Annotated in this window: 28 protein-coding genes; 8 read left to right on the top strand and 20 right to left on the bottom strand. The window is 41.5% G+C overall.

Features of this window, described 5'->3' with window-relative positions; genetic code table 11:
- Positions 1-49: 49 nt before the first annotated feature.
- The 3 genes from IF202_RS07975 to IF202_RS07965 form a co-directional block, all read right to left on the bottom strand.
- Positions 50-607, bottom strand: coding sequence for a cysteine hydrolase family protein (locus IF202_RS07975; RefSeq protein WP_191594347.1), 558 nt, complete (start codon positions 605-607; stop codon positions 50-52).
- Positions 604-951 carry a hypothetical protein gene (locus IF202_RS07970; protein ID WP_191594346.1) on the bottom strand — a complete coding sequence of 116 codons (348 nt, stop codon included), beginning with the start codon at positions 949-951 and terminating at the stop codon, positions 604-606. Before IF202_RS07970 ends, IF202_RS07975 begins: the two co-directional genes overlap by 4 nt.
- A 108-nt stretch (positions 952-1,059) precedes the next feature.
- The gene (locus tag IF202_RS07965; RefSeq protein ID WP_191594345.1) at positions 1,060-1,956 is read right to left on the bottom strand and encodes a LysR family transcriptional regulator; all 897 of its coding nucleotides are present in this window, start codon (positions 1,954-1,956) and stop codon (positions 1,060-1,062) included.
- A 159-nt stretch (positions 1,957-2,115) separates the two neighbouring features.
- Between IF202_RS07965 and IF202_RS07960 the strand changes: the two genes are divergently transcribed.
- On the top strand, positions 2,116-2,805 hold the full coding sequence (locus tag IF202_RS07960; RefSeq protein ID WP_191594344.1) for a type 1 glutamine amidotransferase domain-containing protein: 690 nt from the start codon (positions 2,116-2,118) through the stop codon (positions 2,803-2,805).
- 86 nt (positions 2,806-2,891) lie between these two features.
- On the opposite strand, the gene IF202_RS07955 is transcribed toward IF202_RS07960, so the two are convergent.
- Entirely contained in the window at positions 2,892-3,188 is a 297-nt protein-coding gene (locus IF202_RS07955; RefSeq protein WP_191594343.1) for a Dabb family protein, read from the bottom strand.
- Between the two features lie 8 nt (positions 3,189-3,196).
- On the bottom strand, positions 3,197-3,730 hold the full coding sequence (locus IF202_RS07950; RefSeq protein ID WP_328797209.1) for an NADPH-dependent FMN reductase: 534 nt from the start codon (positions 3,728-3,730) through the stop codon (positions 3,197-3,199).
- A gap of 102 nt (positions 3,731-3,832) precedes the next feature.
- Here IF202_RS07950 and IF202_RS07945 point away from each other — a divergent pair, with 102 nt between their 5' ends.
- Positions 3,833-4,423, top strand: coding sequence for a LysE family translocator (locus IF202_RS07945; RefSeq protein WP_191594341.1), 591 nt, complete (start codon positions 3,833-3,835; stop codon positions 4,421-4,423).
- Positions 4,424-4,442: 19 nt separating this feature from the next.
- Here the strand turns inward: IF202_RS07945 and IF202_RS07940 are convergent, their stop codons facing one another.
- From IF202_RS07940 to IF202_RS07905, 8 genes are all read right to left on the bottom strand, one after another.
- Positions 4,443-5,279: an AraC family transcriptional regulator gene (locus IF202_RS07940; protein ID WP_191594340.1), complete on the bottom strand. Its 837-nt coding sequence runs from the start codon at positions 5,277-5,279 to the stop codon at positions 4,443-4,445.
- Positions 5,280-5,337: 58 nt separating this feature from the next.
- Positions 5,338-6,132 (bottom strand): endo alpha-1,4 polygalactosaminidase, encoded by a 795-nt coding sequence (locus tag IF202_RS07935; RefSeq protein WP_191594339.1) that lies wholly within the window; start codon positions 6,130-6,132, stop codon positions 5,338-5,340.
- Positions 6,133-6,277: 145 nt separating this feature from the next.
- Positions 6,278-6,910 carry a response regulator transcription factor gene (locus tag IF202_RS07930; protein WP_191594338.1) on the bottom strand — a complete coding sequence of 211 codons (633 nt, stop codon included), beginning with the start codon at positions 6,908-6,910 and terminating at the stop codon, positions 6,278-6,280.
- A 54-nt stretch (positions 6,911-6,964) separates the two neighbouring features.
- Positions 6,965-8,311, bottom strand: coding sequence for a cache domain-containing protein (locus IF202_RS07925; RefSeq protein WP_191594337.1), 1,347 nt, complete (start codon positions 8,309-8,311; stop codon positions 6,965-6,967).
- Positions 8,312-8,490: 179 nt separating this feature from the next.
- Entirely contained in the window at positions 8,491-9,780 is a 1,290-nt protein-coding gene (locus IF202_RS07920) for a TRAP transporter large permease (protein ID WP_191594336.1), read from the bottom strand.
- A gap of 48 nt (positions 9,781-9,828) precedes the next feature.
- Complete coding sequence (locus IF202_RS07915) at positions 9,829-10,368, bottom strand: TRAP transporter small permease subunit (protein WP_191594335.1); 540 nt, start codon at positions 10,366-10,368, stop codon at positions 9,829-9,831.
- Between the two features lie 69 nt (positions 10,369-10,437).
- A complete protein-coding gene (locus IF202_RS07910; protein ID WP_191594334.1) occupies positions 10,438-11,523 on the bottom strand; it encodes a TRAP transporter substrate-binding protein in 1,086 nt (361 codons plus the stop codon).
- 195 nt (positions 11,524-11,718) lie between these two features.
- Entirely contained in the window at positions 11,719-12,387 is a 669-nt protein-coding gene (locus IF202_RS07905) for a GDSL-type esterase/lipase family protein (protein WP_191594333.1), read from the bottom strand.
- 197 nt (positions 12,388-12,584) lie between these two features.
- On the opposite strand from IF202_RS07905, the gene IF202_RS07900 reads away from it, so the two are divergent.
- The gene (locus IF202_RS07900; RefSeq protein ID WP_191594332.1) at positions 12,585-13,316 is read left to right on the top strand and encodes a DUF1223 domain-containing protein; all 732 of its coding nucleotides are present in this window, start codon (positions 12,585-12,587) and stop codon (positions 13,314-13,316) included.
- A gap of 56 nt (positions 13,317-13,372) precedes the next feature.
- On the opposite strand, the gene fabG is transcribed toward IF202_RS07900, so the two are convergent.
- On the bottom strand, positions 13,373-14,152 hold the full coding sequence (gene fabG, locus IF202_RS07895) for a 3-oxoacyl-ACP reductase FabG (protein ID WP_191594331.1): 780 nt from the start codon (positions 14,150-14,152) through the stop codon (positions 13,373-13,375).
- Positions 14,153-14,297: 145 nt separating this feature from the next.
- Here fabG and IF202_RS07890 point away from each other — a divergent pair, with 145 nt between their 5' ends.
- Positions 14,298-15,332 (top strand): phosphotransferase enzyme family protein, encoded by a 1,035-nt coding sequence (locus IF202_RS07890; RefSeq protein ID WP_191594330.1) that lies wholly within the window; start codon positions 14,298-14,300, stop codon positions 15,330-15,332.
- A complete protein-coding gene (locus tag IF202_RS07885) occupies positions 15,322-16,641 on the top strand; it encodes an aspartate aminotransferase family protein (protein ID WP_191594329.1) in 1,320 nt (439 codons plus the stop codon). The genes IF202_RS07890 and IF202_RS07885 overlap by 11 nt, the downstream gene beginning before the upstream one ends.
- Positions 16,642-16,672: 31 nt before the next feature.
- Here the strand turns inward: IF202_RS07885 and IF202_RS07880 are convergent, their stop codons facing one another.
- The 4 genes from IF202_RS07880 to IF202_RS07865 form a co-directional block, all read right to left on the bottom strand.
- A complete protein-coding gene (locus IF202_RS07880; RefSeq protein WP_191594328.1) occupies positions 16,673-17,440 on the bottom strand; it encodes a DeoR/GlpR family DNA-binding transcription regulator in 768 nt (255 codons plus the stop codon).
- Positions 17,441-17,732: 292 nt separating this feature from the next.
- Positions 17,733-18,395, bottom strand: a complete 663-nt coding sequence (locus tag IF202_RS07875; protein ID WP_191594327.1) for an anthranilate synthase component II — start codon at positions 18,393-18,395, stop codon at positions 17,733-17,735.
- Positions 18,396-18,405: 10 nt separating this feature from the next.
- Positions 18,406-19,857, bottom strand: a complete 1,452-nt coding sequence (locus tag IF202_RS07870) for an anthranilate synthase component I family protein (RefSeq protein WP_191594326.1) — start codon at positions 19,855-19,857, stop codon at positions 18,406-18,408.
- A complete protein-coding gene (locus IF202_RS07865) occupies positions 19,854-20,084 on the bottom strand; it encodes a Trp family transcriptional regulator (RefSeq protein ID WP_191594325.1) in 231 nt (76 codons plus the stop codon). Before IF202_RS07865 ends, IF202_RS07870 begins: the two co-directional genes overlap by 4 nt.
- Before the next feature lie 215 nt (positions 20,085-20,299).
- On the opposite strand from IF202_RS07865, the gene pncA reads away from it, so the two are divergent.
- Both pncA and IF202_RS07855 read left to right on the top strand, forming a co-directional pair.
- Complete coding sequence (gene pncA / locus IF202_RS07860; protein WP_191594324.1) at positions 20,300-21,046, top strand: bifunctional nicotinamidase/pyrazinamidase; 747 nt, start codon at positions 20,300-20,302, stop codon at positions 21,044-21,046.
- 288 nt (positions 21,047-21,334) lie between these two features.
- Positions 21,335-21,718: a hypothetical protein gene (locus tag IF202_RS07855; RefSeq protein ID WP_191594323.1), complete on the top strand. Its 384-nt coding sequence runs from the start codon at positions 21,335-21,337 to the stop codon at positions 21,716-21,718.
- 67 nt (positions 21,719-21,785) lie between these two features.
- Here IF202_RS07855 and IF202_RS07850 read toward each other — a convergent pair whose 3' ends face one another.
- On the bottom strand, positions 21,786-22,709 hold the full coding sequence (locus tag IF202_RS07850) for a histone deacetylase family protein (protein WP_191594322.1): 924 nt from the start codon (positions 22,707-22,709) through the stop codon (positions 21,786-21,788).
- Positions 22,710-22,883: 174 nt separating this feature from the next.
- Here IF202_RS07850 and IF202_RS07845 point away from each other — a divergent pair, with 174 nt between their 5' ends.
- Positions 22,884-25,301 (top strand): bifunctional acetate--CoA ligase family protein/GNAT family N-acetyltransferase, encoded by a 2,418-nt coding sequence (locus IF202_RS07845; RefSeq protein WP_191594321.1) that lies wholly within the window; start codon positions 22,884-22,886, stop codon positions 25,299-25,301.
- Here IF202_RS07845 and IF202_RS17455 read toward each other — a convergent pair.
- Positions 25,298-25,684: a septal ring lytic transglycosylase RlpA family protein gene (locus tag IF202_RS17455; RefSeq protein ID WP_328797208.1), complete on the bottom strand. Its 387-nt coding sequence runs from the start codon at positions 25,682-25,684 to the stop codon at positions 25,298-25,300. The two genes, IF202_RS07845 and IF202_RS17455, sit on opposite strands and share 4 nt — an antisense overlap.
- Between the last annotated feature and the right edge of the window lie 19 nt (positions 25,685-25,703).

Raw genomic sequence — 25,703 nt, 5'->3', positions numbered from 1 at the left:
GCTCTAAACAGAAATGTATTGTTAAAAGCGGGTCAATTGACCCGCTTTTTTATTGCTTACAAAGCAAGAGAGCGTCAGCCTGAGTAATCACGGTGGCATATTCACCATCAAGATTGGCTAACGACATGGCGTGTACTTCTTGCGCACTGCGCATTTCTCCATCGAAATCTTTTTTCTCAAAAGCAAAACATCCATTGGCGACTACATAGGTTTTAAAACCTAAGTTGCCCGCACTTCTCACCGTCGATTCTACTGAATTATTCGTACTTACCCCAACAATCACAAGCCTCTGAATGCCTTGTGTATTCAACCAAACCTCCAAGTTAGAATACGTAAACGCATCAGGTACAGATTTCACGATAACCTTCTCATTTTCTAATGGTAGAAACATCTCTTGTGGCTCTGCGCCTTCTTGTTCAGGCCAAAACAAGGAATCAGGCTCTGTAGAATGATGAAGAACATGGACCACTGGTTGATTTTTCCCACGCCAATGAGCAAGTAGCTCTGTGATATCGCGCTCTGCGTTTAGATTATTCCGCACACCAGCTTGCGGCCACGACATGCCTTTTTGCATATCAATGATCATCAATACTATCGGCGTATTCATGATATTTTCTGTTGTGTTTTTTCAAGTGATCTTGATTCCAGTCTTTCTTCTAGAAACAAAAAACGCTTTTTTTGACGGTGTAGTTGAAAAAATACTATAACCAATCCCACACATAACAAAAAAGTCACATTACCAAGAAAACTCACCCTGCTTTCAAGAGAAACCACTTTACTATGCATCGTTTGATAATCATCTAGATTTGCCTTAGACAACTGTAAAATGGCAACACTACGCTCTAGCTCAAAAACAGTTTGCGTCAGTTGTTCATCTTCTGTTGCTGTAACAGGTGCCGCCATCAAAGCTGACATAAAGAAACTAAAACCTAATACCAAACGAGATAGCATATTACTTTCCTTTTAATGAGTGGATTTGCCTATTTTCATCGTGAAAATTTACAGAATAAAAAAGCAACGCCATTTACAATGACATGCTATCAAGTCTTGCCCTTGTTTTTAATGCAAACGCGTAAAAGACTCTTTTAGAAAATCTAATAATAAACGTAGTTTTTTTGACTCTGCAGTTCCTGGAGGAAAGACAGCATAAACATCAATTCCTGTGCAATGGTAGTCCGCCAAAATACGCTCTAAGCTGCCTCTCTTAATGCGTGGTATCGCATCGTACATGGGTATTTTTCCTATGCCATTGCCACCTTCTAAAAACAAGGTTCTCGCCGCCGCATTATTCGTACTCACGGAGCCATGTACCGATAGACTAAAAGATCGAGATTCCTGAGAAAGATGCACGGTATTCGCCGCTGGTGTATATACGACCCAATCATGATCATACAATTCTTCAGGTTGCGTTGGACGACCACGGCGACGAAAATAATCAGGAGAACCACATAGACAGGTTTCAAACGTTTTGAGTTTACTGGCTTGCAGGCCTGAATCTAATAATGGCGCACCACGAATAGCAAGATCAACGCCCTCTTTGATAATATTAACGACATCATCACTCAAAGAAACATTCAGCTCTATTAATGGATAAAGTCGACGAAACTCATTAAGTGCAGGCACTATGACTTGTAGGCCCAAATTCACCGGACAGGTGATTTTTAATTTTCCGACAGGTTCTTGTTTGGCTTTTTCAATTTGTTGGTTTGCCTCATGAGCTTGATATGCAATGGTGCGACATCGCTGATAATAGGCGTCTCCCGTTTCAGTTAAAGACAAAGAACGAGTCGTACGATTGAGTAATTTTACGCCCAAGTGTTCTTCTAATTTTTTTAAATGGTAGCTCACTACACCACGAGAAATGCCCATGACTTTCGCCGCGGCGGTTAAACTGCCTTGATCCACTACTTGAGCGAACACAACCATACTTTTCAACTGCTCAAAAGAAACTTCCATAGCAACAGCTCACTGTATCTAATAAATTTTTTATCTTTTCGATTGTATCAAATATTAAACCAATGAAGTCGAATACCTCCTAATTACGTTTATTAACTTAATTCTATAGACTAATCACAAGTTAATTAATTCATTCGACATATTCATTAGGAGCTCCTCATGAGCAAAAATAAAATTCTAGTTGTTCTAACATCACATTCTGATTTGGGCAACTCTGGCCACAAAACTGGTTTTTGGGTAGAAGAATTCGCTGCACCTTATTACGCTTTCATTGATGCTGGCGCAGAAGTTATCGTGGCAACACCAAAAGGCGGACAGGCACCGATAGACCCAAATAGTGAAACGCCAGATGCACAAACAGACGCAACGACTCGATTCTATGACGACAAAGCAACACAATACATCATAGCTAACACTCATAAACTAGCGGACATGAAGCACGATGATTTTGATGCTGTTTTCTATCCTGGCGGCCACGGTCCACTTTGGGACCTTACGGATAATGCAGAATCTATTGCTTTAATCGAAAGCTTTATACAAGCTAACAAACCGATTTCTTCTGTTTGCCACGCACCAAGCGCTTTCTTAAACATTAAAGATGCGAATGGCGAATACTTTATCAAAGGTAAGACCGTTACTGGCTTTACGAATAGTGAAGAAGCTGCCGTACAATTAACCGATATCGTGCCTTTTTTACTTGAAGATGAAATGAAAAAACGTGGTGCAGACTACAAAAACACCGCTGATTGGGCCGCTTTCGCCGTTCAAGATGGACTGATGATTACAGGACAAAACCCAGCAAGCTCAGAACTCGTTGCAGAGAAATTACTCACTCAACTTAATAAGTAAATTTTAAAGCGAAACTGAAAAAGCCCGTTTTAGCTAACACTAATACGGGCTTTTTATTGCTCGGGCTAGACATTTTCCACTCTCTATTAAAGGCCGTAATCAAAGACGATAATGTCTTCTAGTATCGGCCCTAATTGAGTTTTAAGCACTTCGTGCTCAGAATGTGGAAGGTAATTATCCCGCGCTATTTCATCGGTAAATGTCATAAACACGCAATGTGTATAATTTTTATTGCGTCCTTCAGGACTATTGTTCAAACCCCATTCGACCGATTCAATACCTTTTATTTTGTTCTTAATTTCCTCAAAATTACGTAATGAAGTGGCTATATCTTCTTTTGTAGCTTGATCTTTATACTGAATAAACAATACATGGCGAATCATAGTTCTTCCTATTTAAGCTGAGTAATAGCCTCACATAATTCGTTAAGGCTTGTTTTCAATTGTTGAGAAATATCCACATGGGCGACGATACCCTGACAATCAAGTTGGCTACCGAGTAAAGGTATTGTGACTTGTGCGTTCTCGATTAGTTTCCCTGACATAGTGATTAGCACCTCTTTTAATGATGCTTGCGCGTGGGTCGCTCTAGGCGATGTGTTGATCAACATAATTGGTTTATCGACGAACTCATCGCCGCTCACTAGCCAATCCAATGCATTTTTCAATACCCCAGTCATTCCATGGGCGTATTCTGGACTGGCAATAATCAACCCATCACAAGCTCGCAATTTTTCTTTTAGCGCTATTACAGAGCTTGGTGCTGAGTTTTCCAGATCTGGATTAAAGAGAGGTATATCTCCCAAACCACTTATCAAGACATTGACATTATCAGGTGCTAATTGTGCCAGAGCGTGTAACGCAGCCGTATTAAATGATGCTGCCCGCAAGCTGCCAGATAAAGCCAATAGACGAAAATGATTCACGTGATTCCTTGTCATTAATAATTAAAAGGTCAATTTTGTTCAATACTCAGGATACCTCAAAGACGATAGTAAGCGCCTGTTTGAATTTCTGAGAAACATATTATGACTTTGTCTTTAATTACGTCTATGTCTTTATTTGCCTTGGCGGCTTCTTTGTCACCCGGCCCAGTTAACCTACTTTCTTTAAGCGGTAGTGCACGTTATGGCGCAAAAGTAGGCTTACGTTTTGTTTCTGGTGCCAGTACTGGGTTTATCTTTCTTTTTCTGATGATTGGTCTTGGTCTGCAACATATCATCAGCGCATTACCTTGGCTAACGCTGGTATTGCAGTGGCTCGGTATCGCCTTTCTTTTCTATTTAAGTTATCAGCTGTTTATGGACAATGGCGATCTTAATGCGGATTCATCAAGCTCTGCACCAACTTTTATGACTGGCGCGATTATGCAATGGCTCAACCCAAAAGCATGGTTAGCGTCCGTGTCTGGTATTGCCGCTTACATTCCAGAAGCCACGACTGATCAAGTTTTGTTGTTTGCCAGTTTGTATTTGCCTATCTGTTGGTTGTCATTAGGTGTCTGGGTTGGAATAGGGATTCTATTGGGGCAATATTTTCAGAGCCCAGCGAAAATGCGTGCAATGAATAAAACACTCGCCATTTTACTGGCTGGGAGTTGCGTGATGATTCTGGTCTGATTTATTTAAGCGTTTTGGTCTACATGTGTGACACAGAGCGACGATATTGATCTGGCGTGGCTGCCACTCGTTTTTTGAAAACTCGCTGAAAATGCGCCTGATCGCTAAAGCCAATGGCTTGCGCAACTTCGGCGATAGCTTGTCCTTCTTTTAGTGCCTGTTGGCCTAATTGAACCCGTCGATTTAATCGATAGGCGTGCGGCGTCATATTGAAATGGCGCTTAAATGCACGTACTAAATATCCGGTACTGAAACCAAATTCTGAACTAACAAGATTGATGGGGGTTTCTTCTAGGCAATGTTGATTCAAATAATCCGCAACGTCATAAAGCTTATTGGCTGGCAAATGTATTCTAACGGATTCCGTTGCATTATCTAGATGAGTGAACAAACCAATAAAATAGTTTTGTAATAATTGCTCTTTCTCACAAGATTCCAACGCCTTGGACATTAGGTGTTCACACATGTTAATGAAATCGTCGTAGAAGGTTTCATTAACCAAGGTATCTTGCAGGCTGTCTTGCCAATCCAAAGTGCTTCTTGTATTCGTTTTATACAGTAAAGCCGCCAACCACGCTTTATCCAAATGCATCATGTAATACGCCCAAGGTGAATCTTGGTTGGGATTACAAGCATGAACCACGTTTGGGTTCATCATCACCAAAGTACCCTGTTCCACTGTATGCAACCGATCTGCACACAGAAACTCGCTCTGACCATCAAGAATAGCGCCTATCGACCACTCCTCATGAGAATGCGGTGCGTAGCTGACATCACGACCATCTAATACTTGTCGAAGCTCAACAAAAGGCAAAGTAGTATCTCGCCAAAATAAAGGATGAGTAGAAGGAATCATGATGTCGTCCTATAAATCAAAAGGCCAAATAAAATAAACATGATAAAGAATAAAGCGCCTAAGGCTGACAGCTCACTCGAAACTTGTCATTTAAATCTTTAGGCAAAACCAATGTACTGAACTTTAATGCCAGAGATTGCTGACACATACTTTCTCTCTGGGAAGTATTATCAACATATATGGTTCGATATTCTGCGTTCAATACCGGTTTGCCTTTTTTAATAAAAATAGACAAGGTTCGGCATTCTGAGAATTCAAAGCATTGCTCATTCACTGCGAAGTCAAAGTGATCAGATAAAGATCTCGCTTGATCAAGATTGTTTTTCAAACCGATTGCTAAGCCTCGTTTGTGTGCTTCATCAGCCAGCAAGCGGTTGAAGGTTAATTGGTCGTTCGCTCGAAAGGAAAAACCGGTATTCGTTCGGTAACCATCGACATTGTCAGGTTCTACGCCGTCGCAGCCTTTTTGTACCGCCATGTCTAACCGCGCGAGCATGATCTCACGAACATTTTTTGATCGAATATCCAACCATCGCTCGTTGTCCCAACCGTTGAGTGTTTTGCCTAAATCTTGTGGCATAAATACAGCTGCATCAGAGCGCCAATCTTCATAGGAACCCGCAGAAAAGTAACAAATCACTTTCTTATCTGATGCTTGTAACCGTTGAATCAATTCAGCGGAGGAATCAAATAAATCAATGTCGTATATATCCACGTCGTAGTCTTCATTCACCACGCCATCTAACTGCCATTGCCACGTCGCAGAAATCGACGGACGGTACCAATCATCCGCAGCTAGAAGAGGCGAAGCACCAAATAATAAGACAACAAAACAAACGACAAACAAACGCATACAGAATCCAAAATTTCAAAGGGCCAATAAAAAAGCCCACGACAACATTGTCGCAGGCTTCACTGTACGCTTTTATTGTCAGGAGTGCTTACAAATGAAGCAACAACCTAAAATCTGCGTTTAAATGGCAATACTCATGCACGGTCTATCGAATCAATTTGTGCTCTATAGCGTATTTTACCAAACCAGCCGAACTATGAATATCCAGCTTATTCTTAATATTCTGACGATGAGTTTCTACCGTCCTTACACTAATTTCTAATGTGAGAGCTATTTCTTTATTAGAGAACCCCATGGCTAATTCTTTAAGGACAGAGGTTTCACGCTTTGTAAGCTCTTCTACTAAATTTGCTTGAGAAAACAAGGTATCAGATGCACCAGAGCTAAAGTAGGTTCCACCTTGGTGAACGGTATTTATCGCTTGAACCAACTCTTCGGATGATACATCTTTTAATACATAGCCATTCGCGCCAGATTGAATTAACGACAAAATGTATTCTTTATCGTTATGCATGCTTAGCATTAAAATTTTAATGTCAGGTTGTTCTTTTTTAAAGCGTTTGGTGGCTTCTAAACCATTCAGAATAGGCATGGAGACATCCATTAAAACCAAATCTGGCTTAAGTGCTTTGGCTTTTTCAAGTGCTTCTAAACCATTTGACGCAGTACCGATGATGTCGATATTTCCTTCTAACTCTAAGCGAGCCTGCAGTCCATCTAAAACTAAGGTGTGGTCATCTACTAATAGAACACGTAATGAAGAAGGCGATATGGTCATACTTTGGCTCTTTTTATTATTGTTTAAATAATTGTTTCAAAACGATAGAAAACATTATTGAATAGGAAAGGTAGCATAAATACGCGTACCTTTGCCTTTTTGAGATTCAACATAGAAATCACCACCAATTAATTCCAGTCGTTCACGCATGTTGATAAAACCAATACCGGGCTCAGGATTAGCAGAAATTCCTTTGCCATTATCCTTGCATTCGAACTCGACGCCTTGGTTTTTCTTGATAATACTTAAAGTAACCAAGCTTGCTTCGGCGTGTTTTTCAATATTAGTAAGTGCTTCTTGAGTCAAACGATACATACTGGTTTCAAATTCGTCAGCCATCTCAACATCGGCATCAAAATGGTATTCGATTTTGATGCTTGTTCGTTCAGAAAACTGGTCAATTAAAGACCGTATCGCTGTGTCCAAGCCTAAATCATCCAATAAAGTAGGACGCAAATTATGAGAAATTTGCCTTACTTCATTGATCGTCTGGCTAATCAAATCACTGGCTTTTAATAACTCACCCTGCACGACCTCATGGCTGTCGTCGCGACGTAATTTATTACTTGCTAACTCTATACGAAATTTACAACTAACGAGAGATTGGTTAATGCCATCATGAAGTTCTCTGGAGAATCCTCGACGCTCGTTTACCTGCAACCGCATGAAACGTTGAGCAACGGTGTTGAGTCGTGAATCTGCTAATTTATGCTCATGCAAGTTAATAAAGAGACCAAGTAAAACCACTAAAATAACGGTAATCACTACCACAGCTATTACCGTTATAAAGCTATTTTGAATATTTTCATTCATAACCGCTTTCGTTTTTTCTAGCTCTTTATAAACATCACCAAGGTATAAGCCCGTCCCCATCATCCAGCTCCAACGCTCGATCAAAATGGCATAACTTAGCTTTTCTTCATGTAATAACGCAGGTGGTTTACCCCAAATATAACGATGATAACCTCCTCCCGATTTTGCAGCGCTTATTAACCCACGAATCAGATAATTTCCTAAATCGTCTTGAAAATCCCATAGGTTTTTCCCGACAAACTCAGGTTGGGTTGGGTGGACAATGTTAACGCCAGACAAGTCATAGATAAAAAAGTAACCTTCATCACCATAGTCATAACGTAATTCTCTTAGCACCGCTTTAACTTGCCTTTGTGCTTCTTGATCACTAAGTGAAGTGTTTTTCAATATTGGATCAACTGCAGACAAGGCAATTTCAACATGATTTTTAAGAGCTTTTTTCTTAGCATCGACTAAATTGTATTCATAAATAGCCAGTTCTTCAGCGGCTAATTCTTGTGCTGACTGAAATCCTAAATAAGTAATAATGGCAGTTGCAACGAGCAATGGGGCAACAGCAAGAAGGATGATTTTTGTTTTTAAGCCCACTAGAAAAAACCTGCTTTATTGATGATGAGATGGATATTGCGTCACTTTAACCTGAAACAGTTCAAAAACAAAAAAAGCGGACTAAAAGTCCGCTTCCTTTTGACACTTCACACTAACAATTAAGACAAACTCAACCGTGGAAGCGATCTGTTTTAGCTCGTGTATTTCAGCTCAGTGTTTTAACCCATTCCATACCAAGAAGGGAAAATCATAATAGTCGCCAGTACAAGAACTTGGATTAAGATAAAAGGCATAACCCCTTTATAAATATCCGTGGTACGAACAGATTTTGGCGCCACACCTTTGAGATAGAATAGACTAAATCCAAAGGGCGGAGTCAGGAAGGATGTCTGCAAGTTCATTGCAATTAAGATCGCAAACCACACCATATTAATGCCCAAGGCTTCAGCAACTGGCGCTAAAATTGGAACGATGATGAAAGCAATCTCAACGAAATCGATGAAGAAGCCTAAAATCAGGATCGCAACCATAGCCAATATGATGAAGCCCCATTTCTCGCCAGGTAAGCTTAATAAAGCTTCTTCTACAATGTAATCACCACCGGTGTAGCTAAACGCCATTGAGAAGGCTGTCGCCCCCATCAAAATAGCAAATACCATGGCCGTTACTTTTACTGTTTCCAAGCCACTATCGTATACCATTTTCCAGCTAAATTGGCCGTAGATCAATGCAAGTACTATCGCACCAACACCACCTAGAGCAGAAGATTCTGTCGGCGTAGCAACTCCCGTAAAAATAGAACCTAATACAATTAGAACCAACGCCAATGGTGGAATAATCGCTTTTAATGCGCTTCGGATTTGCTCAGCGCGAGTTTCACCATTTTCATCCTGAGGCATAGCTGGAGCCATCTCAGGATTCATGTAAGTAATAATCAGGATATAAACAATGTAGCAACCAATCAGAACCATACCCGGCATTAGTGCTGCTTGGAAAAGATCACCAACTGGAATACCCAATACGTCACCTAAGATGATTAGGATAATTGACGGAGGGATAATTTGACCTAATGTACCTGACGCACAAATAGTGCCGCAGGCTAGAGATTTATCGTAGTTGTATTTCAGCATTACAGGCAAAGAGATAAGACCCATTGCCACAACGCTCGCACCCACAACACCTGTTGACGCGGCTAATAGCGCACCAACTAGAATAGTAGAAATGGCTAAACCACCGCGAACACCACCAAACAACTTACCCATAGCTTCGAGCAACTGCTCTGCCAGTTTGGTTTTTTGTAATACGATACCCATGAAAATAAACAAAGGCACCGCCATCATTACGGTGTTTTCCATATAGCTTTGTATGCGGAAAGGCATAAAAGCAAACATATCAAAACCTTCGGCAAAGACACCAAAGATCAACGCAATACCGCCAAAGGTAAAGGCGACAGGGAAGCCTAGTAATAACATTACTAGAGCAACAAAAAACATGATAATGCCAATCATAAATGACCTACTAGCTTAAAATAATAACTTGAATTAATGCTGACTGAATCAATGCTGAATAGGCGGATGAGAAAAACCTTCTTCACTCAGACCACGAATCGCATTAATAGAGCGAATTACCATACCTAAGCCACTGATTGCCATAGAGAAGAAGGCAAACGGAATCACTGCTTTGATAATCCAACGATAAGGTAAACCACCTGGATCACCACTTGTTTCACCTAGCGTATAAGCCTCATGGGCAAAACCAATACCGTAGTAACCAACTAGCAAGGTAAAAGGCATCAAGAGAAAAACACAACCTAGCAAATCAATCCATGCTTTGCCTTTAAGAGGCAGGTTTTCGTATATCAAATCCACACGTACATGTCCGCCATGCTGTATTCCATAAGGGATACCTAACAAGAAAATGGCTGCATATAAATGCCATTCTAATTCTTGCATACCAATAGAGACATCGTTAAAAACATAGCGCATCAACACGTCATAAAACACGTTGAACAATAGACCAATAAATAACACTGTGGAGACAACACCGAGTAGATTTGAGAAACGAGTAATACCTCGTTCTAGGCTCAGTAAAAACATAAAAAACTCCTAGAAATGACAAAGGGTGAGAGACGCATATGTATGCATACTCTCACCCTTTAAGAGGTCTTAATTTGCTAGATCATCAATACTATCAAGGTAAGCTCGGTCAGAGATGTTCGTCCAAACACGTGCTTTCTTCATGTATTCCGCTTGTGAATCAAGAATCTCTTTTGCAAGAGGGTCTGCAGCGGCTTTCTCATCAAGTAGTTCTTGATTGGCTTTTTTCATTGCCATCAATACTTCTTTTGGGAAAGTTTTCACTTGAACATTCGGGAATTCTGTTTTCATCGTTACCCAGTTTTCAGCACTTTCGTGGTAAGACTGGATATACATGTCATAAGAAGCAAGCTTCATAGAGACACGAAGAATTTCACGAAGATCATCAGGAAGCTTTTTCCAAGTACGTTCGTTCACAAGGAATTGAAGCTCTGTAGCAGGCTCATGCCAGCCAGTGTAGTAGTAAGGTGCAATTTTGTGGAAGCCCATACGTAGATCAAGTGATGGTCCTACCCACTCTAGAGCATCGATAGTACGACGTTCAAGTGCAGTATAAAGTTCACCAGATGCTATGTTTGTTGGCTTAGCGCCCAATTTCGCCATCACTTCACCAGCGAAACCCGGAATACGCATTTTCAGACCTTGAAGGTCATCAAGAGAGTTGATTTCTTTTTGAAACCAACCGCCCATCTGATTACCAGTGTTACCACCAGGAAAAGACAATAGACCAAAAGGTTGATAAACCTTTTGCATCAATTCCATACCATCACCTTCATAAAACCAACCATATTGCTCTGGTGTAGTCATACCGAATGGCATAGTAGTGAAATACAAAGTGTTCGCCACTTTACCTTTCCAGTAATATGAAGCGGAATGTCCCATGTCATACTGACCAGAACGAACCATATCAAATACACCTAAAGGTGCTTTGTGTTTGTTGGCAGAATCAATGGTGATTTTTAAACGTCCATTAGACATTTTTTCAGCAATACTCGCCATGTTACGTGGCGCATCACCAAAGATAGGGAAATTAGAAGACCAAGTTTCGGCCATTTTTAATTTATAAACTCTGTCTGCAGCGAATGCTGGCATAGAAAGAGAAGTGATCGTTACTGCTGCTGCAGCAACTAAAGTCGTTAGTTTTAAGGATTTCATTTTTTATTATCCTGTTCGTATATTGTTTATTATTGTTTAACGAGATCAAGCAAGGCTAATAGTCTCTCTTACTGATTGTGTAAACAATTCGTACGAATACCGAACAGGATAACGGAAAATACGTATTGGACTACGTATTTATACTTAGTTTATTTTTAATAACGCTAATATCTAAATTACTACGGCACAGCCTCTTTACACCATTAATTTTTCAATATGATTCTCTATTGCTTCTGCCCATACTTTGTATTGTCTTTTATTAGGGTGCAAAAAATCATTCATCACGTTACTAGTTAATCGCCCTTCTTCATCCAAAAAGCAGTCATTAATATCAAGATAAAAAACTCCTTCATTGTCTGCATAGTTTTGTATTTTTTGATTAATGGCATTGTTTAACACTCGAAGCTTTTGCGTTGGCTTTGCACTACGAGGAAAAATAGCCAAAAGCAAAATTTTGGTATCTGGCAATTTATCAGATAACACAGACAAAATTTGTTTAATGCCTTTTGCAGTATCTTCTGCTTTATCTTGTCGATGACCTGAATTATTCGTGCCAATCAGCAACACAAGTAATTTAGGCTGAATACCATCCACCTCACCATGTTCCAATCGCCACAGAACATTTTCTGTACAGTCACCATCAAAGCCTAAATTTAACGCATAACGCGGTTCATAAAACTCATTCCAAATCTCAGCACCTTCATTTTCCCAAGCATGAGTAATAGAGTCACCTAGAAACACCAAATCAACACGAGGCATAGACTCTTTGATCGCTAACCTTTCTTCGTGACGCGGTAACCACCAAATAGTTTCCTGCGGCATCGGTGTCACAGCTAAATCGGAACTTGAAGTAATGTTACTCATACTCTCATACTCTCATACTCTCATACTCTCATACTCTCATACTCTCATACTCTCATACTCTCATACTCTCATTAACTCTTTATATCTCATTCGATAAATAACACCGTACTTAATACGAAAAAATTAAGATACATGGTTTTACTGGAACTGATTCTCTTTTTCGCACTCAGATAATAAAACCACAGCGGAGCAACAAGATGAAAACCTTACTTCACGTCAGCTTATTATTAGTACCTCTTTTTGCTCAAGCGCAGGAGTGGCACAGTGGAACTAAGCAAGCGCAACTTGTCGAACTTTATACATCAGAAGGTTGTAGCAGCTGCCCACCAGCAGACAAATGGCTATCTACATTAAAAGATGACCCTGCGTTATTTGATGGTCTTATCCCTGTCGCCTTCCACGTAGATTACTGGGACTACATTGGTTGGAAAGACCCCTTTGCCTCTCCCGTTCACACTCAACGTCAACAGGATTACGCTCGTTTCGGACACATTAGCCAAATGTATACGCCAGGATTTGTGGTTGATAACAAAGAATGGCGTTCATGGTTTCGTGGACAAAGAACCCTGCCCACTTTAGACAGGACATCGGGGGAATTGGATGTTGTGCTAAACGACAATAATACATTGAACGTAAATTACAGTGGCACTTTGAAACTGAACGACAAGGACAAGCAAAATACAGAGTTACACATCACCTATCTTGGAATGGGGTTAACCACCAAGGTCAAAGCAGGCGAAAACAAAAACCGTCAGCTTAACCACGACTTCGTAGCGCTGAACTATTTTTCTTTACCAGGTAATCAGCAATGGACTGTCGCATTGCCTGATATACCACAAAAGGGCCAAGAAAAAACAGCCTTGGCAGTTTGGGTATCAGATAAAAACACCAAAGAAGTACTGCAAGCTATTGGCGGATATTTGGATTAGAAAAAAGTGGCTAAGAAAAATAAATAATACAGGTGACTAGCACCTGTATTTTCAGCCTACATCTCCGCAATGGCATCCATACTTTCTGGAAGAATCTGACCACCGTCGACAACGATTTGTTGGCCTGTAATGTAGGCGGCTTCGTCAGAAGCAAAAAAGAGCGCTGCGTTGGCAATGTCTTCTACAGCGCCTAAACATTTCAATGGTATAGAAGCGGCCATAGACGCGAGATACTCCTCTCCTAAATCATCTAATCCTTCGGTGGCGATATTACCCGGCATAACGGCATTAATTGTTGTGTTAAAGCCAGCTAACTCCATAGCGGCGGTTTTTATAAAGCCCAGTTGTCCCGCTTTAGAAGCGCCATAATGCGACCACCCCGGATAACCAGTAATGGGTCCAGTAATGGAAGATGTGACTATTACTCGGCCCTTATTCTGTTTTTCAAAGATTGGCATACAAGCTTTTACACTCAAAAAGGTACTTTTTAAGTTAGTAGACATAACCTGATCCCAATTATCAGGGCTCATTTCTGATAGTTTAATTTGTGGAAAAATGCCTGCATTCGCACACAAAATATCTACACTGCCAAATTTTTCTATTGTCTTATTTACTAGGGCCTGTACAGAATCCCAGTCAGATACATCACAAAGACAGTAATCTGCAATACCGCCTTCTTTTATAATTTCACTAACGGCGGCCTTTGCTGAATCTTCTCCACGAGCAGCAATTATTACTTTAGAGCCCTGTCTAGCAAACGCCTTAGCAATGCCTTTGCCGATGCCTTTGGAACCACCAGTAACAATCGTTACCTTATCTTTTATTGGGGTTAGCATGAATAAACTCCTCTCAATGAATCTCAATTAAATAGTGTCATTGTTTCTATAATCTCCTTATAAAAAGTGTAAATCAACATTAAAATGTTGCAAGTCAAACAAAATATTATTAATAATGACGTATTGATTCACAAGGAGCAGCCCGATGGCGGACATATATAATGCAGATTTTGTTAACAGGCTTACTCAAAATATTGACCGCTTAAAACATCGTTGGGACGTTGATCTCGATGCAAATGTCCGTCTACTGACACTGTCAGAGAACGCTACTTTTTTGGTCGAAGGCCGGACACCCGAAAGCACTATCATTGTAAGAGTGCATCGCCCTGATTATCACACCTATGATGAAATCGCTTCTGAGATTGCTTGGATTAAAGCGCTAAGAAGAGATTCGAACATAACCATTCCAGCGCCACTTCCCTTAGATGATGGCTCTTATATCGCGTCTTTTGAAGATGATGGACACACACGATATGTTGTTGCATTTGAATTTATCACTGGCAAAGAACCCGCTGTAGATAAATCACTTACAGCAGGTTTCGAAGTGCTAGGGCAAATATCCGCAGGTCTGCACAATCACGCCAGTCAATGGACGCCTCCAGACAGTTTCATTCGTAAAAGTTGGACATTTGAAACCAGCTTCGGCAACAACCCATTATGGGGAGATTGGCGACAAGCTCTTGATTTAGAAAAAGACGAACAAACGGTTCTCGAGCAACTATGCGTTCAATTAGAAAACAAGCTGGCTGCTTACGGAACATCATCCGATCGGTTTGGCTTGGTTCACGCTGACCTACGATTAGCCAATCTTTTAGTCGACCAAGACAAGCTCTCAGTGATCGATTTTGACGACTGTGGCTTTAGTTGGTTTATGTATGATTTTGCTGCTGCCATTTCATTTTATGAAGAGTCACCACAAATTCCTGACTTAATCACCGCTTGGCTAAAAGGCTACCGAACCGTCAGGCCATTGGAGAAAGAGCACGAAAACATGATTCCTACCTTCATCCTCTTTAGACGTTTACTGCTAACCGCTTGGATTACCAATCACTCCGAAACAGAAACCGCCATTGAGGCAGGTCTTGGCACTTATACAAAAGGCACCGTTAAGCTTGCGCAGCTTTATTTGAATGGTCGGTATTTATCGGACGCTGTTAAGGAGCAAACCTATGACAAATAAAACAGTACGTCCTATTCTCGAAATGAATGCGTTTGATAAACAATCGCCACAGACTGAAAACGTCGCACGCCGCATTGCCAACACGGGCGCATCTTCTGTACTTTTCTATCGAGAGCCTATTGAAATGGTCTCGGCTGAAGGCGTTTGGATGACTGCAAAAGACGGCACTCGCTATCTCGATTTTTATAATAATGTGCCTTGCATCGGTCATAGTCATCCAGCCGTGACCGCCGCCGTCAACAAACAAATTGCCACACTGAATACCAACACTCGTTATATAGTTCCTATTGTGGATGACTATTTAGAAGCCTTAAAAGCCACCTTTCCAAAAGAGCTCTCTAACGTCGTATTAACTTGCTCTGGCAGCGAAGCTAACGACCTTGCCATGCGCCTTGCTTGCAAACACACAAATGGAACAGGTTTCATCGTCACGGAATCGGCCTATCACGGCAATACCTCTTTGGTGACGCAAGTATCGCCTTCTGCTTTGAAAAACACCTCACTGCCTGAACATGTTATTGCCATTCCACCGCCTGCAAAAAAATATTACGGTGACAACATCGAACAAGGTTTCGCCGACCAAGTTCAACTGGCAATAGAAGAATTAAAGCAACGAGGCATTAAAGTCGCCGCCCTATTATTCGACAGCATATTCTCATCAGACGGCGTGTTTAGTGAACCGGAAGGTTTTTTGAGCAAAGCCATAGAAGTCATTCATCAAGCAGGTGGCTTGTACATCGCGGACGAAGTTCAACCCGGTTTTGCACGAACAGGCACGTCTTTTTGGGGATTTCAAAACCATAATGCATCGCCAGATATCGTTACCTTAGGAAAACCCATGGGGAATGGTTTCCCAATGGCTGGCGTGGTCACCAAACCAGAATATTTAGATTCTTTTTGCGCCGATGTCGGCTACTTCAATACCTTTGGTGGAAACCCAGTCGCCGCAGCCGCAGGACTCGCAGTGCTCAAAGAAATCAAAGATAAAAACCTACAAGAAAATGCGCGCCTTATGGGCGATTATTTAAAAGCTCAATTACAAAGCATCGCAGAGCAATCAGACCATATTGCAGAAGTGCGAGGCTCTGGGCTATTTTTAGGCATAGACATTTGTCATCCAGATTCTGCCGATAAACCCGACCCTGAATTCACGGTTAATATGATAGATCAATTTCGAGAGGAACATATTTTGATTGGTGCAGCAGGGCCAGATGGCTCAACACTGAAACTTCGACCTGCATTGTGTCTGACAAAAACAGAGGCGGACTGTTTTATTGATGCGTTTGCCAAAATACTCAAAGCGTCTTAACGCATAGAGGCTTGCTTTGAGTTTTAAAAAATTAGAGAGAGGCGAGTTCGATTTTAACGCTTTCATCCGTCAATGATTGCTTAAGCGCATTTTCAGGTAAGCAATTTGTGACCAAACAATCAATGTCACTCCAATGGCTAAATTGCGCCACGGCTTGTCGATCGAATTTAGTGTGATCAGCCGTAATCATACAAAACTCACTTCGAGATATCATGGTTCGATATACATCGGCCGCTTCCATCAGAGCATCACTTGGGCCAGTCGCCGTAATACCGCTGGCACCAAGCACAACCCAATCGGCTGTTAACTCAGATAGAAACCGTACGGTTTGAGCCCCATGAACAGCGCCTTCACTGGCATAGTATTCACCCGGCGCCATGATTACTTTAATCGTTGGGTTCAAAGATAATACCGTTGCCACTCCAAAAGAATGAGTGATAACGGTTACATTATTTATTTCGAAAGCGATACGTTTCGCTACATGTACGGTGGTCGCGCCAGAACCTATCATGATCACTTTTGCGCCTTTCAATAAAGGCACAGCGACTTTAGCAATGGCAGATCGCTCTTCACGATTTTCTTTATGACGTTCGGATAACACCGCCTCCGAAGGTTGACGTAGTACCGCGCCACCATAGGTACGATCAATAATATTCTGTTCCGCTAATTCCTCTAAATCCCTACGAATAGTCTCTTTCGTCACCTTCAAAACAAGAGCCAACTCACCCACTCGCATAGACGGATTCGTCCCTAATTCATCAATAATGGCTTTATGGCGAAGCGCTTTCTTACGAGACATGGCATTCCTAGTTTAGATTTATACATGGAAACATTAAAAACAAAGTCTGAATGAAATAATACAACAGAGTTAAGTGCATCACGATAAATCAAATCGACTTCCTATAAGTTAAATCCATAATGACTACCATCAGGTAACTCGACATCCAGTGTAACTTTTCCGCCAGCACCTTCCACATGTGCGCTTTAAGGATAAGTTATGATTTTATAGAAAAAGGCCGACCAAAAGACGATGAAGCCCAAAAATAAAAAAGGCTGAGTAATCACTCAGCCTTTAGATTTACCGTTTCGCATCACACCTGAAACAAGAAATTCTTGATTAGGTCTTTACCACCTTCTGTTGCGAAAGACTCTGGGTGAAATTGAATCCCTTGGATCGGGTATTTTTTATGACGAATGCCCATCAATTCAAAGTCACCACCCTTATTAATTGTCACTAAATTTTTGAATTCAGCTTCTTTTAAATTGCCGACAGAGGCAGTCACTTCCAAAACATCAGGGAAGCTTTCTGCTTCTGCGATGAGTGAGTGATAACGCATGACTTCAAGTTGGTCAGGAATATCATGAAAAATGCCTTCGCCATTGTGTGTGATCGGGCTGGTTTTACCGTGCATAGGTAATGGCGCTTTCACAACTTTACCGCCAAACACATGACAAATTCCCTGCATACCAAGGCAAACCCCCATTAACGGGACAGTTTTACCGAACTCTAAAATAACATCAGCACAGACGCCGAAATACGCTTTATCGTCTGGTGAACCTGGCCCTGGGGAAATGATGATGCGATCTGGCACTGCTTCACGAATATCATCCAAGGTTACTTCATCATTACGCTTAACAATGACTTCAAAGTTTGAAATCACGTTTTTGCTTTTTTCGGTTTCTAGCACTTCACCAATAAACTGATACAAGTTGTAAGTGAAGGAATCGTAGTTGTCGATAATATAAACTTTCATGTCGCCTTCCTTAAACCTTATCTTCTGTATTGTCTGATGCACAACTGTCTGGTGCGAAGCTGTCTAACACGCGTTTGGTGCCCGCGAATTTACGCTGAATTTCTTCGTATTCGTCTTCTGCGTTTGAGTCATACACATTGCCGCCACAGGTTTGAACGTAGGCTTTGTTGCCATTCGCAAAAACGGTACGAATCGGAATCGCAAACATACAATCACCATTGAAAGAGAATTGACCTACTGCGCCGCCATAAGGGCCACGACCGTCATTTTCTAAATCATCGATGACTTTCATCGCTTCGATTTTTGGTGCGCCAGTCAAAGTACCCGCTGGGAAGTTGCTTGCCAACGCAGAAAACATGTCGTGATCTTCCGCCATAATGCCAACAATTTCACTGGAAATGTGTTGAACGTGGCTAAAGCGTTTAATGTCCATTAAAGAGCGAACCTTCACCGTACCAAAGCGAGCTACACGACCGATATCGTTACGATGCAAGTCAACAATCATATTGTGTTCAGCGATTTCTTTTGGGTCATTCAACAAAGCACGCGCCAAAGCAGTGTCTTCTGTTGCATCTTTACCACGTTTCGCTGTGCCAGCAAGCGGGAAGGTTTCCATTTCCCCTTGGCGAACACGGAACAATAATTCAGGGCTCGCCCCAATGACTTTTTGCTCACCAAATTTGATGTAATACATTTGCGGCGATGGATTCACTTCACGCAATTGCTCGTACAAATTAATAGTGTCTCCTTCCAGATCAAACCACTTTTTGAAGCCGACTTCACATTGGAAAATCTTTCCGTCGATAATGTCTTGTTTTACCTTCGCAACGGCATCTGCATGATCCGACTTCGACATAGATTCACCAGCAGGACAAACCACAAACGGGCCATTTTCCGGTGTCTCTTCTGCCATCATGGCATTCACTAAATCCACACGATTGCATTCAGTTCCTTCGCCTTCTTCGTAGTAGAAGTAGATAACTTCGCCTGTCATCTTGTCGAGAATCAAACCGTCTTTGTACAAGCCAAAACGAAATGCATCAAACATCTCACTAGATTGTAAATCCAAAGTCGGTTCGAAATAGTTCATGCTGTCGTAACCTATATAGCCCGTTAATCCACCAGCAAAACCACGGGATAAGATATTTTGTGGCACGATGTCACGCAATAAATAATAAGGGTTATCGGATTCATAAGATTCCGTGCTGCCGTCACGTTCTTGGATAAACAGTTTTTTGCCTTCTGCCCAGATCAATTTTTCCGGGTCAAACCCGATAATAGAATGGCGAGAAATGAAACTCTCTTCACCAAGGGATTCCAACATAAAACAGTTCTCGAAACGCTTTTCTACCTTTTTAAACAAGGCAAAAAAATCACAATCAGAACTGATGGTAATATACTTAGGTTTACGCGGTAGCGTGATGCGCTCCGGCCTTTTTTGGTAATAAGACTGACTGCTCATAATTCTTTTAATTCCTTCAATGCTCGTGAGCCACGGGTCACAGTGGCAATGCCCACACCTAATTGTTTAGCAATGTCCCGTTGCGGTATGCCTTGTTCCAATAGGGAAAATATCTGCAACCTGTGCTGCATCTCTTTGACTTCATTCGGTGTCAGCAACGCCTTTAAACGCTTTTCTAACACCGTGTTGTCATTTGCTTCTCTTAAAAAATCGATCAAATCTTTCATATGCGCTTCTATTTAATGAAATAGCCATGTATTCATGTACTAGTACAATACAGATTCCAGTTCAGAGAAGCAAATATAAAAGCTCTAAAAAAGAGTGCTTGTTCTAAAATACATGACCTTCAGAGTTAGAACTTTCACTTAACCCCACTCCATCTTATTGGCATAAAGACTGCAATACTTCTTATTAAATATTCATTTCAAATAAAGAGGTTTGTATGTCTAAGGGCAATAAAGTAAGTAGAAGAGACTCGTTACGTTATTTAATGGGCGGCGCTGCGGCTTTAAGTTTAGGGTCAACTGCTATAATCAGTCAGAAGTTGATGGCTGCTGGAATTTCTCCGCATTCAAAGAGTGCATTAATTGTTGTTGATGTTCAAAATTGCTTTATTGAGGGCGGCACATTACCAGTTAAAAATGGTTCAGATGTTGTTCCAGTAATTAATAAGCTAAGTAAAACGTTTGATAATGTAGTGATTACTCAAGATTGGCATACTGAAGGTCACGCCTCTTTTGCTTCAAGCTATGAAGGTAAAAACGCATTTGAAACAACCGAGTTAGACTATGGTACTCAGGTTTTATGGCCAGAACATTGTGTACAAGGAACAGAGGATGCTCAGTTAGTCGACGAGTTAGATGTTCCACATGCAGAGCTTATTGTTCGCAAAGGCTACCATCAAGAAATAGACAGCTATTCTGCGTTCTTTGAAGCCGATCGTAAAACACCAACAGGCTTACAGGGTTATTTAAAAGAACGTGGCATAACGACGGTTTATATTGCCGGCTTGGCTACAGATTTTTGTGTAGCGTGGACAGCTATTGATGCTGCTGATGCTGGGTTTAAAACGGCCGTGGTAGAAGATGCTTGCCGTGCTATTGATCTTAACGGGTCCCTTGCTGCAGCATGGAAAGCAATGGATAAAGCGGGTGTTGATCGCTTACAGTCTGAAGACTTTACGTCCTAGTCATTTCAAATCTAAAACTAAACGAAATAAATACAAGAGCTATGTAACCTTGCTCAGCTCTTGTATTTACTTATTAATACAATGAAGCAACTAAATTTGCCCAACCTGACGTTGAAGTTCTCATCATAATTCTTCAAGAAACAGAAGCTAAGCGCCTCTTACCTTATTTTTTAACTGCTTTTTACTTTTTTACACTTCATATGTGTAAAAAAGTTGAACTTCTCACGTCCAACATACACAAAGATCTATTACTTAAATACCGATATAGTCGATTTACGGAGCAAGCACATGGGTATTGTTGTTACGGTTTTTATGGCACTCATTTTATTTCTATCTGTGCCTGGTCCAGTGGAAAGAACACTTAAGAAATTTCAATATAGTATTTTCTTAGTGGCATTTTTATTGGGTGCGTGGAATGCGTTTTGGTATGGTGCACAGCATATTTATGATTTTTGGGGCATGGCAGCGATGATATCTGGTTTATTGATGATGCTAACCAGTTTATCTAATGTGTCGTTAAAGGGTTCACCTATTTTCATCAAAAATACATTTGGTTGGTTGCAATCGAAAGTAAACTCACTGCCGCAAGGTTTTAATGAATTAACACTATTAATGTTGCTTGGCTGTGTTGGTATTTATGGCTACACATTAATTTCACTTAATCTACAGTAGTTTCCTGCCCACCTTTTATTCTTTCATCGTCGCCACTCATAAAGTGATGATGAAAGAATTTACTCAGCTAAAGCCTCATCAAACTTTTAATATGGCAAAACGCTGCTCGGCCTAATGCGTCAATGTTATAACCGCCTTCTAATACAGACACCACTCGTCCTTGGCAATGTCGATCTGCCGCATCCATTAACACATCCGTAATCCAAGTAAAGTCTGATTCGTCTAACCTTAGCTGTCCCATTGGGTCTTCTTTGTGAGCATCAAAACCTGCAGAAATCATAATTAATTGAGGTTTAAATGCGTCGAGCGCGGGCAAGAGTTGTTCCGTGATGATGGTTTGAAATTCAGCGCTACCTGACCCAGCAGCAAGCGGCATGTGTAAAATATTGCCGTGAGAATCGCCTGGATCACTGTAAGGGTAAAATGGATGTTGGTAACTAGATGCATATAAAATTTTTTCATCGGCTTTGAAAATATCTTCTGTACCGTTACCATGATGAACATCAAAGTCCACGATAGCAACGCGCTCTAAGCCATACTGATTAATTGCGTGGCGTGTGCCAACGGCGATGTTGTTAAACAGGCAAAAACCCATGGCTTTATCAAATTCCGCATGATGGCCGGGCGGTCGAATCGCACAAAAAGCGTTATCTACTTCACCAGCCATGACTAAATCTACCGCCTTAACTACGGAGCCAGCGGCATGAAGAGCTGCGTCTAAAGTATGGGACATCATCAAAGTTTCTGGTTCTAATTCAATATGCCCCGATTCAGGCGCGCGAGCAAAAATAGAATCAACATAAGCAGCCTCATGGGTTTGAACAAGTTGTTCATATGTAGCAGGCTCACCTTCTAAACGGCGAACAAAATCCATTAACTGTCCAGTAATCATGCGATTTTGAATCGCACCAAGACGCTGCGGTGATTCAGGATGGTCTTCACCCATGTCGTGACGGTCACAGTAAGTATGTGTAATGTAGGCGCTTGTCATCTCATCTCTCAATGATTTTTATTTTTTTAATTTAATTGTTTTACATCAAGCCACAAAGACAGTCTACCCTACTATGGTCTACAATCTTTAAAGATGAAGAGCATGATACTTTTATCTCTAATTTATTAAATTACTCTGTCTTTTGTTTAGCATCCGTCATTAGGAGAACGTCCAATGGGCCAACATGCATTGCAACCCTTACTAGCACCAAAATCCATGGTGATTTTGACCGGTGATGATGCGCAAGACCCACTCATGCTGGCGCTGCTAAAATCCCTACTTCATAAAGACAAATCTAATAACGGAAAATCTTGCCCTGTTAGCTTGGTTGGCGTTGAACCTGCAACACCGTTTTCATTTCCCCTGTTTACGTCTTTGGATGAATTCATTACTTCAAATGCAGCAAAGCCAAACCCAGACCTTGCAGTGTTGGTTGGAGTACACCCAGATTCATCCATGGAAGACATTATTACGGCTTGTGGCAACGCAGGTATTGGCTCTTTGTTGATGTTGTCTTGGACTGAGGAATCAGAAACCAAGTTGATTCCTATCTTGCGCAAAAACAATGTTCGCTTACTCGGTCCAAACAGCTTTGGAATTTGTCGTCCGAAACTAGGTGTCTATGCTTGGCTTGGTTTAACACAGCCTTTAACAGGTCGATTGGCTTTGATGTCTCAATCCGGAACCGTCGCCAGCGCCTTGGTCGATTGGGCGACGTGGCAAGGCATCGGATTTTCTCAAATCGTATCTATGGGATCACCTGTTGATGTGATGCCGTCGCAAGTACTGGATTATTTATCAACAGATTTCGACAGTCAGGCAATCCTGATGTATCTGCAAAAAATAGGCAGCCCAACTCGTTTCTTGAGCAGTCTTCGGGCAACAGGTCGCAGTAAGCCTGTCGCGGTTGTTACTGAGCATTCTATAGGTTCGGACGAACGAGTACTCGATGCCGCGTTAAGCCGAACTGGTGCGGTACGTGGCCGTCGATTAAATGATTTAATCGCTGCTGCGTCTGTGATGACAAACGCCCGTCGCGTTAAAGATGGCTCTTTATTAATTATCGGTAACGGCGCTGGCCCTGGCGAACTAGCCGCCCAACGCGCAATGGAATTGAATATTGATTTGCTCACACCAGAAGGTGAGCTGTACGAAAAATTAGAATCCACCATGAAGGGTCGAGGCGGCATTGGCCCAGTAACCACCGTTTGGGCAAGTTGTGCTACTGATTTGTTTATTGATTTAGCCGCGGATGCCCTAAGCAGCCCTCAATGCGGTGCCGTATTACTTACCTTGAGCCCAACTGCACTGATCGACATCGATTCTTTGTACGCTCTCATTACCAAGCTTCATCGAGACCAGAAAAAGCTCGTTATGGTGTGTTTACTTGGTGGCGGCAACATGACCAACATGCGAACGCGCATCAACGAAGCGGGTATTCCTACCTTTCGTACACCAGAAACGGCCATCGAAGGCTTCCAGTTTTTAGTGCAATTCCAACGCAATCAGTTACTTGCGAAACAATCACCAGACAGCCATGCCTTTCGCTTCAAAATCGATGTTTCTGAAGCAACAAATAGCCTTAATGAATTGTTAAAAACAGGGCAAAACAAAGCTACCGCAGACGATTTACGAAGCATTTTTGAGCTGTTCCATATCCCCCTAATTTCTCGTAGACAAGCTTCCCATCAATTGTCTGCGCCGATTCATTTACGTGTTTTCCAAGATGCGGTTTTTGGCCCTGCGATTGGTTTGTCTTTAGAAGGTGCTCATCAGCATAAACAAGTCGAGGCTGTCGCCTTACCACCACTGAACACCGTATTGGCAAAAGACCTCATTCAACGAGCGTTTCCCGGTGAAGAATCTTTCGAGCTAGAAAGCTTACTACGTAATTTGTCGACTATGGTGTGTGAACTGCCGGAAATTGAAGGCTTAGAATTAGCCGATGTAAGGGTACATGAAAGTGGCAGCGTATATGCCAACGTCACCGCCAGTCTACAAACACGAAAAAGTGAGCGCCGTTACGAGCACCTAGCCATTCACCCTTACCCTAGACAATGGGTATCTGATCTCACTTTGAAAAATGACGAAGTAGCAACCGTAAGACCAGTACTGCCAAGAGATTCCGCAATCATGGCCGATTTCGTTCGCAGCATGTCTCATGAAACACGCTACTTCCGGTTCATCTCCAATATCTCAGAACTAACACCACGCATGCTTTCGAGCATGTCTCATATTGATTACGACAGAGAAATGGCGTTGCTGGCGATCATCAATCGAGATGGCAAAGACTTACTAATTGGCACCGCTAGATACATAGACAATTTTGATGACCAAAGCTGTGAGTTTGCCGTTGTATTAGGGGATGAATTCCAAGGCTTAGGATTGGCTTCTTACCTTATGCGACAACTTTTTCAAGTCGCCGCAGACAAAGGTATCAAAATGATGAAAGGCATAGTACTAGCAGAAAACAAACGCATGATCGATTTCTGTCGCCATTTGGGTTTCACCATTCAACGCGATCCAGACGATTTTGGACAAGTGGTTGCGACAATAAAGCTTACGCCTAGTGTGTTGAATAAATCAAATTAGTGAAGTACTTCGATTTCAACCTCGATAATGCCTAAATTCGTGTTGCCGATGCGTTGAAAAGCAGACTTACTTAAATCAATAATACGCCCACGAATAAAAGGACCACGATCATTAATTCGCACAACAATGCTTTTTCCATTCTCGACATTTGTCACTTTGACTTTTGAGCCAAATGGTAAGCGTTTATGCGCTGCTGTCATCGCTTTTTGATCGAAGAACTCTCCGTTGGCGGTTTTACGACCTTGGTATTTATCAGCGTAATAACTAGCTTCACCATTCTGTTCAAAGCCAGCTGCATCATCTCGTGAAATTGGGCCACTTGTACAAGCAACAATAGTAAGAGATAACAATACCCAACATAAGGTTGCTATTTTTTTCATCATGCTCATTCCTTTGTAGATG

The sequence above is a fragment of the Marinomonas colpomeniae genome (assembly GCF_014803385.1).
Taxonomy (GTDB): domain Bacteria; phylum Pseudomonadota; class Gammaproteobacteria; order Pseudomonadales; family Marinomonadaceae; genus Marinomonas; species Marinomonas colpomeniae.
Note: the sequence above shows the minus strand (reverse complement) of the source record. Positions and strands in the feature narration are given on the sequence as shown.